This is a genomic window from Alphaproteobacteria bacterium, assembly GCA_023898745.1.
Taxonomy (GTDB): Bacteria; Pseudomonadota; Alphaproteobacteria.
The window spans coordinates 323296-336845 of record CP060237.1; the positions used below are offsets into that span (position 1 = coordinate 323296).

Here is a 13550-nt window from a genome sequence, read left to right on the forward strand (position 1 = left end):
CCGTCGTTATGGATTGCCACACATTCTGACGAATGCTCGCAATGACGGATATTCTAAGTCGTCATCACGAGGGACGAAGCCCCGTGGTGATCCATAGAAGAACAGCCCACCTACGCTCTTTGAGCTTCGGCGAGACATCCGTTTCACACGCTACGACTTGATGATAAATCATCTCGTCGTAGCTAAATTTTGCTGAAGGCAAAATTAGCGAAGACGGATGGATGGCTACGACCCTAAAAGGTCTCGCCATGACGGTCGTTGTCCTTATAGATTTTAGAAAATTTGCGGGGATGGGTCAGATCACGAAGAGCGGAGCAACTTGATGATCCATTCCACACTTAAAATTTGAAAAATTTCACCCCCAACCCTTGAAACAGAAAAACTTAATTCCTATAATAAAAACCTACTCGCAAAAAAATAAAAATATGTTTTTCAAGGTGTTATATGGAGCATCTTATCAAACTTCTCAACCCCGTCAACAAAGCGTTTTGCAAACGATTTCACACACCCGACAAAATAGCATAACTCGTTTTACTGAAGTATTTTCGACTCAAACACCTTTTCAACAAGGAGGTTTAGGGATTAGACGAGAAAGGCAACGCACCACTATGCATAGCGTTAAAGTTGAGCACAACGAAAGGGTTGGGCCTGAAATTTCCGTAAGCATTACAAATGAAGGTTTTGAATTTGAAAACCCCGAAAGCAGAGTTGTTAAATTTAAATTTTCTAAAGAAACCCATTTCTCAGTTGAAGAATTACAACCAAGGGGTTGCAAAGTATCTTTCACATACAACCAAAAATTTTACAGCTTGCACTTTAAAAACACTAGAGATTTTTGCGAATTCCAGCAAGATTTCAGGCAGAAATTACCACACTTAAAGTTCGTTGGTGATCTAGGAAACACCCCTTCGTATTACAAAGAAAATATTGTCGACATTTTAACTAGAGCAAAAGGATTTGGATATAATGCGACAGGAAATTGCGGTTTATACAAAGCACGCTTTCATCACTTTAAGTCCCAAGAACGAGCTAGATCTGTTTCAGCTGGAGAGTACCCCTTGGTTGTGAAAGTGCTACCCTTATCAGGAAACATGTCATCAGAAAGCGCTACAGAACTTAGAAATCACCAAATTGCACAAAACCACCCTTTTGTTGCAAAAAGCGCAGTTGTTACGAATGGCGTTCAAGCGCTTTTGGTGATGCCAAATTATGCATGCAATCTGAGTGATTTTATGGAACAAGAAGAATCTTTTGAGACCTCTTTTATCAAATCCACATTTGCTCGCATGTTATTGAGTTTGATGTACGCACATAAAACAGGCTTTGTTCACAGAGACGTAAAACCAGAAAACATCTTTATCGACAGACATAACAAACCATTTCTAGCAGATTTCGGGCTTTCAACAGATCAGGAAGCTGGTATTAGAGATTTAACACGTGCATGCGGAACGGAAGAAATTATGGCACCAGAAATGGTAAGCCCAGATTTTACCAAATATGATTTTCGATGTGATTTTTATTCTTTAGGTGTTGTTTTGTTTTGGATGCTAACTGAAGGTGAGTATCCATTTGAATGCAACACAACAGATTCAAACAACTTCTTATCAGAAAGAAAGAGTTTTTCCATCGATGATAGGCTAGAACAGCTCAACAAATTTAGAGGTGATTTTGAAGAAAATGAGGGTTTGTTAGATTTATGCGAACAACTTTTATCATATAACCCCGACGACAGACCTGATCCAGTTAGAACTCTCACAAGAGTAACTTATTTAAAGAGCACAACAGAAGAATTGTTTGAGCAAAACCCAGAACTTGCGCAACTACACCCTGAGATTGCTGAACGGTTGAAGTAAAAAAACAATCACCATACATTCTGACGAGCGCTCGCAACAACGACCTAAAACGTCATCACGAGGAGCGAAGCGACGTGGTGATCCATAGAAGAACAGCCCACCTACGCTCTTTGAGCTTCGGCGAGACATCCGTTTCACACGCTACGACTTGATGATAAATCATCTCGTCGTAGCTAAATTTTGCTGAAGGCAAAATTAGCGAAGACGGATGGATGGCCACGACCCTAAAGGGTCTCACCATGACGCGTTACTCCTTCAGCTTCACACCCCGTATCGCAACCCTCTTGATCTTACGAGGTGTTGCATCCAACACCACAAACTCAACACCATCTTCATACTGCACAATCTCACCACGAGAAGGCACACGACCCGCAACTTCACAGATCATACCAGCAATGGTTAAAACATCATCATCGTCATCACCACTTCTGAAGCTTGTGCCAATTGCTTCATTAAGATCGTCTAAGCGTGTATGCCCATCTGCAATAACATCACCACTATCTTCAATCACAATTTGTCCAGGAGGGGTAACAGTTTCTTCGTGTTGAATATCACCAATAATTTCCTCAATCAAATCCGTGAATGTCACTAATCCATCTACGCCACCATATTCATCCACAACAATCGCCATTTTTTGACCATTTTCACGCATACCCATAAGGCAATCTAAAATTGGTAGAGAAGGTGAAACAAAATCAATCGGTTTCATAAAGGTGTTGATATCAAACTTATCCTTACCTTCACGCTCAAACGCCATGATATCTTCCAACACCACATACCCTAGGATGTTATCAATCTCTTCTTTGTAGATGATCAACTGAGACATGTTTTTATTACGCATCAACTCAATAATCTCGGATGTTTTGGATGTATCGGATAGAGCAATAATTTCTGCACGCGCAATTTTAATTGAACTCACCTGCGTATCTTTGAGTTCTAAGACGTTGTGCAATAAAGCGCGTTCATCCTCATCAATCTTTTCATCTTCACCGTTTTTACCCTCTTGAATGAGGTCGATCACGGTAGACTCAATCTCACCACTTGGATCTTTTTTTGTGAATCTTAGCCACAACTTGAGAAAGTTTCTTAAAAAGAAAAAAATTACTTTCGAAAAAATATTATGAAACATAAGGATTTTTAACCCCCAGGCTCTCTAAAATCTGTATCTCTTCTTCTTCCATCTCGATTCTATCTCGCTCCTCTATGTGATCAAACCCCAGCAAATGCAATACACCGTGCACAAACATATGTGTAATGTGATCTGTGAGAGATTTGTTTTGCTCTAATGATTCGCGCTTGATCGTTTCAAACGATAACACGATATCTCCTAAGCAAGTATTTTGCGACAAACCAGCGAAAAATGCAAGAGTTTCGCTGAGAGTCGCGTCATCGCGAGGAGCGCAGCGACGTGGCGACCCATTTTCTGGATCACCACACCCACCTACGGCGGGTTCGTGATGACGGGGCGGAACGGCATCGTGATGACAACCCATATGTAAAAAACCCGAAGGAAATGCTAGTACATTTGTGGGTTTATCTTTGTTGCGAAATTTCTTATTGATGGTTTGCATTTCCTCATCCTCAATGAGGGAGAGGGAAATTTCTGGCTGAGCCATCATCACGAGGCGCGGAGTGCCGTGGTGATCCATGGATGGCCACGCTACGCTCGCCATGACGAGTTTTAAAACACGAGAAAAAAACCCCTCCCATTCATCAACACTTTTCACCTCTTCCCAAAGTGGGCTTCTAATATCTATGTCTATTGTGTCTATTGTCATGTCGCCTCACCCTCCGTCATCACGCGAGGCTCTCGAATATCGTTATCACGAAGGACGAAGGAGTTATCGTCATCACGAATCCACCGCTCCGCCCCCCGTCATCACAAACCTGCTGTAGGCGGATGTGGTGATCCATAATGGATGGCCACGCTACACTCGCCATGACACACCTCATCACACCCATACAATCCTCAACTTACACAACCTCCATAACTCCTGCGCAATCAATCTTTTATCCTCATCACTATCAGGATACTCTATCACAACATCTTTTTTAATCGACACCGTTGTGTTTTCTTTCAAGGTTCCTGCGCGCAACAAACTCACAATATTACGAATAATGCGCGGTCTATAATCTGGATTTTGAAGCGTTAACACAACATCACTTTTTAATCTCACCTTATATTGACCATTAAGAGAAATCAAAGACACCATATCCAACTCCCCACGCATCACACGGTGAGGTCGATCAAACACAACAGGTTCGTAGGGTAAGTGCTTTTGATTATCAAAATAAAACTTTTGCGTTTCAAGGTCCATATTCATTTCAAACCCAAACGGTAAAAAGCCGTTGTAATCCGCGTGCCCAAATTTAGGTGAATAAACAATCAAAAGGTGAGGGTAACGCCTGTGTATCATAAGCGCCATATGCTTTGGCTCATTCATATCACCCAAAAACACAGCTTTTGCACCCTCGAATGTTTTTGCGTCTATAAGGGCTTGAATTAATTTTTCCTGGTTTCCAGACTTTTCATTAGTTTCCTCTAAAAACACAACCTGATTATTACCTTGCAACTGGGTTTTAGATCCAAGCTGATCATGTATACAAGTTAGGTTACCGCCGATCATCGCGCCTTTTAAGGTTTTAAGTTTCTTGGGGTTGTGTAGGGTTTCAAACCCATATATGCGTTTTTTGATCGGATCGAACGAGAATTTTACCTTACGATTAGGTTTATAGCCTGTTTTTTTGTAAATCACCGTATTGGCATGAGGTTGTGGACCGTGAATCGCGAGCTTTTGATGTGTGCGAAACCACATAAGCAAAAACGTTGAGTCGCTAAACCCGACATACGCAGAGTCTTGCGATGGTCGAATACCATGTTTTTCCAACAAATAAAGCGTGCTGGAAGCGCCAAACCCACCTCTGACAGACCAGATATACTTTGGATTTAAAGACAGCGCTGTTTTGAAGTTTTTAAACCGCGTTTCAAATGTGTTGTCCGTTAAGTCACCAATGATTTTGTGTTGACCGATAACCTCTTTGGCAATTTCGGGGTGTTTGGCATCGCCAGATGTTATGAGAAAAACATACCCCAAAGCCATAAAACCTCTTTTTTAATTTTCTTATGCCGCAGAGTCAGTAGCAACACCTTGAGCGATAAACTCTCCACACTCTTGAGCTATTTTTTCAAGTTGAGCTTTCTTTTCAGACAGGTCTTTTGAAACTCTTGTTAGTTCGGAAATCAACTCTTCCAGACCTTCAAGTCGTGACACAACCCCAGTAAGCTCTTGCTCTTTATTGTTTTTGCTTTCTTTAAACTCGTTAGATTTTGCATTGAGCGACCTCAGGGCTTCAGATATTATGGACTTCACAGAATCAAGCTCTTTATGTTCTGTTTGGTCTCTAAGACTTACCAAATCAGGTACAGCACGAGACAAGGCATTCTCTAAAAACTCACCAGCACTTAAAGAAGACTCCAAAGCCTCTTTATCGTTTTCTAAAGCGCGACACTTGCTTTGCAGAGCCTCACACATCTCTTGGGATTCTTTTGTGTCAGTCAAACCAAGCGCTTGTTGAGCTTCCCCTTTTAGCTTTTTTTCTGTTTCGGAAAGTTTGTTACAAACACCTTCAAGAGACCTAAACTCCGCAAGAACGCTCTGCACTTGTTCTTTCTTTGCGTCTAAAGCCTTTTGCTCACCCTCTAAACGAGTTTTGTTTTGTTGAGCTTCCTTTAGCGCAGCGCTTGCTAAAGTCAAAGCCTCACCACAAGCCTTACCATCCAGATCAACATCCCCCTCAGAAAGGTTAGAAATTGCAGTGCAAACCCCTCCAAGACGACCGACTTTACCCTTGAGACTTTCAATCTCTTCGGTTAATTCGCCAGATCTCTTATCAGAATCTTGTTTCTTTTGGTTTAATTTTTCAAGAAAAGCGTTTGACTTTTCTTCGAGAGAGGCTTGTTTAGCTAATTCGCTCCTAAGCTCAGGAAGCTCTTTCGGGTTTTGTTGAGAATAACTCAAAAGTGCTTTAGCAAGGCTAGCTCTGATTTTCTCTAACCTCTCTCCAGGAAAAACATCCTCAGAAAAAAACCATGAAAACCGTGAATTAAAAACCCCATGAAAAGCTTCTTCTGTAGGGTAAGCGCGAAACGCCTCAGGAAGTCCTTTGTATTCATTAAACCCCATTCCTAGAGATTGATACTCTCCATCACTCAAACTAAGCTCTTGATTATTTTTAAGAGTCTCATAAAAAGCGAAAAGCTGTTGACCAGAAACAGAAACCTCTTCACCAGCACTTAAAAAATATGATCCACTAGAAACACCAAGAATTAAAACTGATGCGCACGTTATTGTAGAAAAGCCACTAAGTAGCTTTTGTGAAAATTTATTGTTTTTCATTTGTAAAATCAAAATATCAACTTTAGACAACTATACAAAGATAAAGGGGGGTTTTGTCAACTCGAGGTTTTGCAAAGTCCGCGACACCGCCAGTCCATAAAGTAATACACATAAAGCGCAATGGTGTAGAAAAATGAAGCATACAAAAATGGATATACCCAGGAAATCAAGAAATCCAACTTAAACCAAACACCAAAAATCTGAATGATCAGAATTGCAAAAATGTTGCGAATCAATATCGCAAATGGTGCAAACAAGCGCACATGCGTTCCTAGGTGTTTAAGTTTTTCCATTTTGTGCGTGACAAAGCTAATGAACAACCCATGGCCAAATATTGCAGTCACAAGGTTGATGATCATCGTGCTATAAGCACCAGAAGCGCCAAAATCATATCCTTGACCCATAAAGAAATACTGCAATCCATACCCAACAACAAAATACATCACAAAAAACGCAAGATACATGCGACGATATAAAAACCAGAAGGTTCCAAAAATTAAACTCGTCCAGATAGGTTTGATAGATTCGTTTCTGTGTTTGAAATAATACTCCGCATCCTGGCTTGGTTTGTTTGGATCAAATGACACAAAGGCTGTAAATTCTTTTTTATCCATATATTTGAATAAGAATCATTTTACTCATAGTGAGCAATTTCATAAAAGTTTTCAAGTTTAATAAATATAACTATATAAATATATATTTTGGTTGTTTTTGTTGGCCCTGGGGAAAGTGTGGAAAAGTGTAATTTTTGAATTATAAAGTGTGACCTAAAGGTGCTACCTATCTTGTTTTAAACAATGTTTCAAAGTATGTTTTTTAGGTGTGAAAAACTAATTGAAAACTAGGTGGGTTTTTAACCTTATCCACAGAGGGGGTGGTTTTTCATTTTTTATACATATGAATTCACAGGTTTTTAACAGGGGGGTAGCGTCATCACGAGGAGCGCAGCGACGTGTTGATCCATAATAGATGGCCACACTTCGCTCGCCATGACGAGACTTCGGAGTGGCTCATCTAACAAAAATATGCTAAAACTAATCAGGATCGCATAGCTCAGCGGTAGAGCACTACCTTGACATGGTAGGGGTCACAGGTTCAAATCCTGTTGTGATCACCATTAGTGGTTTGAGGTGTCATCACGAGGAGCGCAGCGACGTGGTGATCCATGGATAGCCACAACCCTTTCAGGGTTTCGCTATGACAACCCCTCGCTTTATCATCGGCACATACCCAATCTCTTCATCCTTTAAAACCATATACTGAATCTCACCATCCACCAATTTAGCTTCAATAGGATTTTTTAACTCTGCATGCACCATTTTTTGATACGAAATATTGTTCTTCATCCATTTTATCTGTGCATCAGAAAAACCTAGTTTCTGAGCGATTTCATTAGGAGAGAGTTCAGGATCCTGCTCAAATTTGTAAAACTTTTCACTAATGTGCCAAAACTCAGATATTCTAAACTTCTTAATTAAACTCAAAACAAAAATCTGCAGCGCCTCATCATGATCACCCATTAAAACAGGTTGATAAATAATCATGGTATCTTTCTCAACAGATGGGTTTTTGTGAAACTTAAAACACGATTTGCACAGAGGTGACATATAATATGTGATGACTTGTTTAGGGTGTTTGGTTTCGCCTTCAATCAAAATATATTTGGCCAATAAAAAAAGAATGGTTTTTTATATAAGCTGTTTTCTTATTTTAAAGTCAAAACAAGAGGGTAAATCAATCATCTTTGGGATTTTCTACTTCTAAAACTCCATCCAAAACCTCATCCGTCCAGCCTGTTGCATCCAACATCTCTAGCAGCGCATGTCGCCATCCTGTTTTCCATGATTCGCTCGGGTGAGGTTTGTGAGTTGAGAATGTTTGTTGCATTTTTTCTGTTAGTTCATCAATCTCCTCTCTAAAGCGATACAACATTGGGTGTTTAGGATTTAGCGTTGGTATTTTAAACAAATGACCTTTTGTTGTTTTAGAAACTGATGCGTCTGAAAAGACCTTTTTTAAAACGCTGAGAGCTTTGTCGTATTTGTAGTTTTGTTCTTTTAACTTTAGTCTAAGGTCTTTAATATGTGTCGCGGCATTTTTTTTATGTGTTTGGGTGATATTTGGTTTTGAAACAATAGAGTTACAGTTTGTTGGATTAAAGTGTGTGGTTTTTGGTGTCTCGTTGTTATCATCATTGAGTTCTTGATTAGGGGTTGAAAAAGTTTTTTGTTCTGTATTGGTTGTTGAGTGAGTTGCGGTGTTTTGTTCTGGCTTAGAGCTCTGTTGTTTAACTTGTTTTGTTTTGGTGTTTTTATTTTTTTCAATAGATGCTATAGATTGTGATGCCACAGATTCTATTGCCTTTTTCTGTAATGCAAAGAGCGCTAATATTTGAATACTAAGAATTTTTCCAAGTTTACTTAAAAATGACTGAGCGGTTAGAGAACTATCTTGCCTCATAACATCAAATATGCTGTACTCCCCTTCAAAGAATTCGTTTTCTTCAGTTGTGCGTGTGTATAGAAAATTTCGCATAACCTTGCTGTTTTCAGTTGTACCTATGCCAGGATATCGTGCGAATTCCTCTTTTGTAATTTTTGGAAGCAAAACGCTTAAGCTTGTTTTTAGTTCAAGTTTTAAAAATTCAGGATGACTTTTAAGGCCTGAATACCTTTTCACACCTATGTTTCGCAAAAGACTTGAAAAAACGTTACCACATGATACACTTAACACCTCTATCATTTCATGAAATATACTAGCATCAAATAAAAATATATCTTCTGTTATGCATTTAAGGAGTGTGCTTGTATCCATAGTTGATTTTTGTTGGGAAGATGCTTTTTTTGAGAAAAAATCTAAACTTGATTTTTGGTGCTCTACTACAAGAAATTTTGTGTACAAATCTAAAAATATAGCTGTCAAATCTTCATGTGTTTGTGAGTATTGATAGTTCGTGATGAGACGTTTTAATAATTTAAGACTTTCGATGTTATGAGATAAAATTTTTACCCCTGTGCGTTGAAAGTCTTCTATTATGGTGTTTTTTTCTTTTGTGTGCGTATCATCTTTTTCTGGGGGTTTGGACAACATTTTTTCAACAAAAACTTTCCAGTTTGGATTTTCTAGTGTGGTTTTAAACTGTTGTTGCTGCAATATTTTTGCTTCAACAATTTCTCCAATTGTTTCGGTGGTTTGATTGAGCTCTAAAGCTCTAGGGTCTTGCATAATTGGCTGTTCAACAATATGCAGTGTTGTAGCAATTAAAAACATTTTTTAATAATATATTGATACCTGTGGGTATATCCTAAACTATATAGCATATTGAAGCAAAGATTTTTTAAAAGACATGGTGCCCGGAGGCGGACTCGAACCACCGACACAAGGATTTTCAGTCCTTTGCTCTACCAACTGAGCTATCCGGGCCCCATACTGAATATTAAATGGTTTTGTTGAGTATGTCTATCCGTCCGTCTTCACTAATTTTGCCAAAGGCAAAATTTAGCTTTGACACGACTGTGTCGAAGTGTGTGAGGTGGACACCTCGACGAAGCGCGTAGCGCGAAGGCGGGCCATCTAAAATTTAGCCCAAATGTTCAAAAACCATAGACACTAACCAAAACCCCAGCTAATTTGTTGCATAATTCACCCAAATTTTTACCTATGTTCTTTAAGAAAAAATCTCATATCTCTCTTTTTGCCGCACAAAAAGCGCAGTTATACCCTGAGAAAAACTATACCGCACTATCCAAAAATGGCTATGAAAAAAACATCATCGTGTATCGCTGTATCAGCTTAATTGCCAAAAGTGCAGCCAGCATTCCTTTAATTTTATACAATAAGACACATGAAATTCATGACAACCACCCTTTGTTAGATCTGATAAGAGAGCCAGTTTTGCATATGAATTATCATAGCTTTATGGAGAAAGTGATTTCACATTATCTGTTGTTTGGGAATGTATATTTGCATTTCCAAGATGGACAGTTTAGATTTCTCAAGCCTGAAACTGTTTCGATTGTAACGAATCAATTTGGTGAAATTACACATTATAAAACTGAAGATCAAAAGATGCATTGTGTAGAGGATGTGTTGCATCTCAAAACATTTCACCCACGGCAAGAGCATTATGGTTTGAGTCCTGTTGAAGCTGCGATTCAGGCGATCGAATATTACAATTCCATTGTGATGCATAATATAAGTCTCATAAAAAACGGCGGACGACCAACGGGAGCATTGATGTTGGAAAATGAATATATGACAAGCATTCAAAGAGAGGAGTTACGTCGCAATGTTAATGCTTATTATACGGGTGAAATTAATGCGGGGCGCATTTTAGTGTTAGAAGGAAAATTCAAATGGATCGAGATGGGGTTGTCACCTAAAGATATGGATTTCTTATCTGCGAAAAATGGGGCAGCATGCGAAATTGCCACAAGTTTTGGTGTGTCACCGATTTTGGTGGGGCTAATTGATAAGGCAAGTTACAACAATTACAAAGAGGCGCGGATGCAGCTGTGGGAAGATACTGTAATTCCCTTGTTAACCAAGATAATTTCGATGCTCAACACATTTTTGCACAGGTGTTACGATAGTGATTTACACTTTGAATTTAATACAGATCATATATCTGCACTGACATCACAGCATGATGAAAAATGGAGTAAATTAAATGCATGTAAGTTTTTGACGGATGATGAGAAGCGGGAGGCTGTGGGGTATTCTCCAAAAGATGTGTCGTAATAGCAGGGCACCGTCATTGCGAGCTCGCCGTAGCTTTAGCGAAGGCGGCGTGGCAATCCATGGATCACCACGTCACTTCGCTCCTCGTGATGACGACCTAATTCTTGCAATTCTGCATTCTGAATGCAGAATTTTCATCAGTCTATATTGCAAAATTACAAACCTGTTAGTTAAAATAAAAAAAAGTCTTGTATATTCATATGTTTAAGCGCGATATTGCCGATCATATTAAAAAACTTGCGAGGCAGTTTCCGGTTATCACGATAACAGGACCTCGGCAATCAGGCAAAACAACGTTAGCAAAAACTTTATTTCCTGATAAACTTTATGTGAATCTTGAAGAGTTGGGTCCGAGGCAATTAGCAAAAAGCGATCCAAAAGAATTTTTATCTTTTTATAAAGACGGTGCAATTATTGATGAAGCGCAATATGTGCCAGAATTATTCTCATATATACAAGTGCGTGTAGATCAAAAAGATACGCCAGGAGAGTTTATTTTAACAGGGTCGCAGAATTTTCTGATGATGGAGAATATCACGCAGTCTTTAGCTGGGCGCGTTGGTGTTGTTGAGCTGTTGCCATTGAGTTATCATGAAATTCAAACTGAAATTTCTATAGCTAGTCCTTATGAGCTGCTTGTTAAAGGATTTTACCCACGGATCTATAATGCCAATATTGAATCGTCGCTTTTTTACAAATCCTACATTCAAACGTATGTAGAAAGAGATGTGAGGCAAATTAAGAATATAGAAAATTTGGATACATTTCAGAAATTTATGAAGCTATGTGCTATGAGAGTAGGACAGTTGTTGAATGTATCTGCTTTAGCTTTAGAGTGTGGCGTTTCTCAAAACACAGCAAAAAATTGGCTCTCGCTTTTGAAAACAAGTTATATTGCGTTTACGCTTATGCCGCATTTCAAAAATTTTAACAAGCGTTTAGTTAAACAGCCTAAGTTATATTTTTATGATACAGGGCTTGCGGGTGCATTGCTTGATGTAGAGGAGATAACACCAGAACACAATCTCAAAGGGCGATTGTTTGAGAATTTTGTTGTGACAGAACTGATCAAGACGAGATGGAATCAGTTAAAAACTCATAATCTTTACTTTTGGCGCGATAGTGCGGGGCATGAAGTCGATGTGGTTTTTGAAGCAGGGGATGAATTGGTGCCGATAGAAATAAAAGCGAGCCAAACATTTCGTCAGGAGTTTTTCAAAGAGTTGAATTATTTTAAAACGCTATCTCAAGGATCGAGAAGTCACTTGGTGTATGCGGGAGAAGAGGATTTACCAAAGGGCGTTGTATCTTGGAGGAATGTTCAGTCCATTTTGATGTAAGAGAAGTGTCATTGCGAGCTGATTCATCCCCACGAATTAAATATGCGCAGACGTCATCACGAGCCTTGCGTAGCAAGGCGTGGTGATCTAGAAAAACATGGATGGCTACGCCGCCTTCGCTAAAGCTACGGCGCGCTCGCCATGACGGTCGCCGTCCTTATATTTTTCTATCAATTTTTCTAGAATAAAAGCTTGCATGGTTAAGCGTTTAAGACTTTTTGGATTTTAGAAAATTCGTGGGGATGAATCAGATCACCACGTCGCTTCGCTCCTCGTGATGACAGTAGGTTGTCCGCTAGTGATAAGGTGGTCCGTGTGACAATCACACCATCTTAATCGTAACCGTGCCCTCACTTGATTTCCCTTGTCCATTTGTCACTTTATACGTGATATATCCAACCAGATAAATGGAAAACAACGATTGTGGAGGTGGGGTGTAAAGCAAGCATGTGCCTTTCACGCACGCCTCACCTGTAATATCCAAGCCAACCAATTCATATGTAAAGTCACTCTTATGGTTGGAAACAATTTTAGATAAATCAATCGAAAGCTTACATTCTGTTTGCACGCAAATATCTTTCGTGCGGGGAAAATCCAAGATTTCCATTAGTTGGCAATAAAGGGGTGATAACCATTCTCTTTGGATACCTAAACACATAAAATCCTCATGAAAATCCTTAAAGGATTTAATGATGCGTTTGCCTTCACTTTCTAAAACTTTCACGGCATATCCGTAAATGCCACCAAATTTTTTCAAGGATAATCCGTCTAATAATAACGGCTTGATGCAATTGCATGGTGAGGTAAGGTTAAGGTGTGATGTGACAAACCCAATTATAATACCTACGATTTTTGCAGGCTGCGCTTCAAAGAACTTAAGCAATTTCTTGCAATCCAGTTCATTCACCACAATCTTTTGATCATCAAATACTAGAATATATGCCTCACAAGAAAAAGTATCGAAAGGATTATCAGGATTTGTGCTTTGGATTTTGAGTGTATGAATGCCTTGTGTCAGTGTTAAACTTGAAATATCAACAATAAATAACTCGCCGCTTTGCAGATGAATGGGCGTAGACACATTATCAACTAGTGCTTCAACAGAGTCGCTGCCTTTAATTAAACCAGAAATGATATTGCCGGTTAAAACCTGATTATCAAGGAGGCAGCCTTTGGTTGTGAACTCGAGAGAAAGTGCAAAAGACATTAGCTGATTTTTA

Annotated in this window: 11 protein-coding genes and 2 tRNA genes; 4 read left to right on the forward strand and 9 right to left on the reverse strand. The window is 39.3% G+C overall.

Annotation, left to right across the window (positions count from 1 at the left end; all coding sequences use genetic code 11):
- Positions 1 to 425: 425 nt before the first annotated feature.
- Entirely contained in the window at positions 426 to 1853 is a 1428-nt protein-coding gene (locus H6850_01625; GenBank protein ID USO02671.1) for a protein kinase, read from the forward strand.
- Between the two features lie 247 nt (positions 1854 to 2100).
- Here the strand turns inward: H6850_01625 and H6850_01630 are convergent, their stop codons facing one another.
- The 5 genes from H6850_01630 to H6850_01650 form a co-directional block, all read right to left on the reverse strand.
- On the reverse strand, positions 2101 to 2982 hold the full coding sequence (locus H6850_01630; protein USO02672.1) for a CBS domain-containing protein: 882 nt from the start codon (positions 2980 to 2982) through the stop codon (positions 2101 to 2103).
- Complete coding sequence (gene ybeY, locus H6850_01635) at positions 2972 to 3631, reverse strand: rRNA maturation RNase YbeY (protein ID USO02673.1); 660 nt, start codon at positions 3629 to 3631, stop codon at positions 2972 to 2974. The genes H6850_01630 and ybeY overlap by 11 nt, the downstream gene beginning before the upstream one ends.
- A 174-nt stretch (positions 3632 to 3805) precedes the next feature.
- On the reverse strand, positions 3806 to 4954 hold the full coding sequence (locus tag H6850_01640; GenBank protein ID USO02674.1) for an LD-carboxypeptidase: 1149 nt from the start codon (positions 4952 to 4954) through the stop codon (positions 3806 to 3808).
- Between the two features lie 21 nt (positions 4955 to 4975).
- On the reverse strand, positions 4976 to 6280 hold the full coding sequence (locus tag H6850_01645) for a hypothetical protein (protein USO02675.1): 1305 nt from the start codon (positions 6278 to 6280) through the stop codon (positions 4976 to 4978).
- Between the two features lie 26 nt (positions 6281 to 6306).
- Positions 6307 to 6864: a DUF2628 domain-containing protein gene (locus tag H6850_01650; GenBank protein USO02676.1), complete on the reverse strand. Its 558-nt coding sequence runs from the start codon at positions 6862 to 6864 to the stop codon at positions 6307 to 6309.
- Between the two features lie 428 nt (positions 6865 to 7292).
- Between H6850_01650 and H6850_01655 the strand changes: the two genes are divergently transcribed.
- Positions 7293 to 7367: transfer RNA gene (locus H6850_01655), tRNA-Val, on the forward strand.
- A gap of 67 nt (positions 7368 to 7434) precedes the next feature.
- Here H6850_01655 and H6850_01660 read toward each other — a convergent pair.
- The 3 genes from H6850_01660 to H6850_01670 all read right to left on the reverse strand — a co-directional run bounded on the left by H6850_01660 (position 7435) and on the right by H6850_01670 (position 9673).
- Complete coding sequence (locus H6850_01660) at positions 7435 to 7920, reverse strand: hypothetical protein (protein USO02677.1); 486 nt, start codon at positions 7918 to 7920, stop codon at positions 7435 to 7437.
- A gap of 64 nt (positions 7921 to 7984) precedes the next feature.
- Positions 7985 to 9520: a hypothetical protein gene (locus tag H6850_01665; protein USO02678.1), complete on the reverse strand. Its 1536-nt coding sequence runs from the start codon at positions 9518 to 9520 to the stop codon at positions 7985 to 7987.
- Positions 9521 to 9597: 77 nt separating this feature from the next.
- Positions 9598 to 9673, reverse strand: a tRNA-Phe gene (locus H6850_01670).
- A gap of 237 nt (positions 9674 to 9910) precedes the next feature.
- On the opposite strand from H6850_01670, the gene H6850_01675 reads away from it, so the two are divergent.
- Positions 9911 to 10990, forward strand: coding sequence for a phage portal protein (locus H6850_01675; GenBank protein ID USO02679.1), 1080 nt, complete (start codon positions 9911 to 9913; stop codon positions 10988 to 10990).
- A gap of 200 nt (positions 10991 to 11190) precedes the next feature.
- Complete coding sequence (locus H6850_01680; protein USO02680.1) at positions 11191 to 12330, forward strand: ATP-binding protein; 1140 nt, start codon at positions 11191 to 11193, stop codon at positions 12328 to 12330.
- A gap of 322 nt (positions 12331 to 12652) precedes the next feature.
- Here the strand turns inward: H6850_01680 and H6850_01685 are convergent, their stop codons facing one another.
- On the reverse strand, positions 12653 to 13537 hold the full coding sequence (locus tag H6850_01685) for a hypothetical protein (protein ID USO02681.1): 885 nt from the start codon (positions 13535 to 13537) through the stop codon (positions 12653 to 12655).
- Between the last annotated feature and the right edge of the window lie 13 nt (positions 13538 to 13550).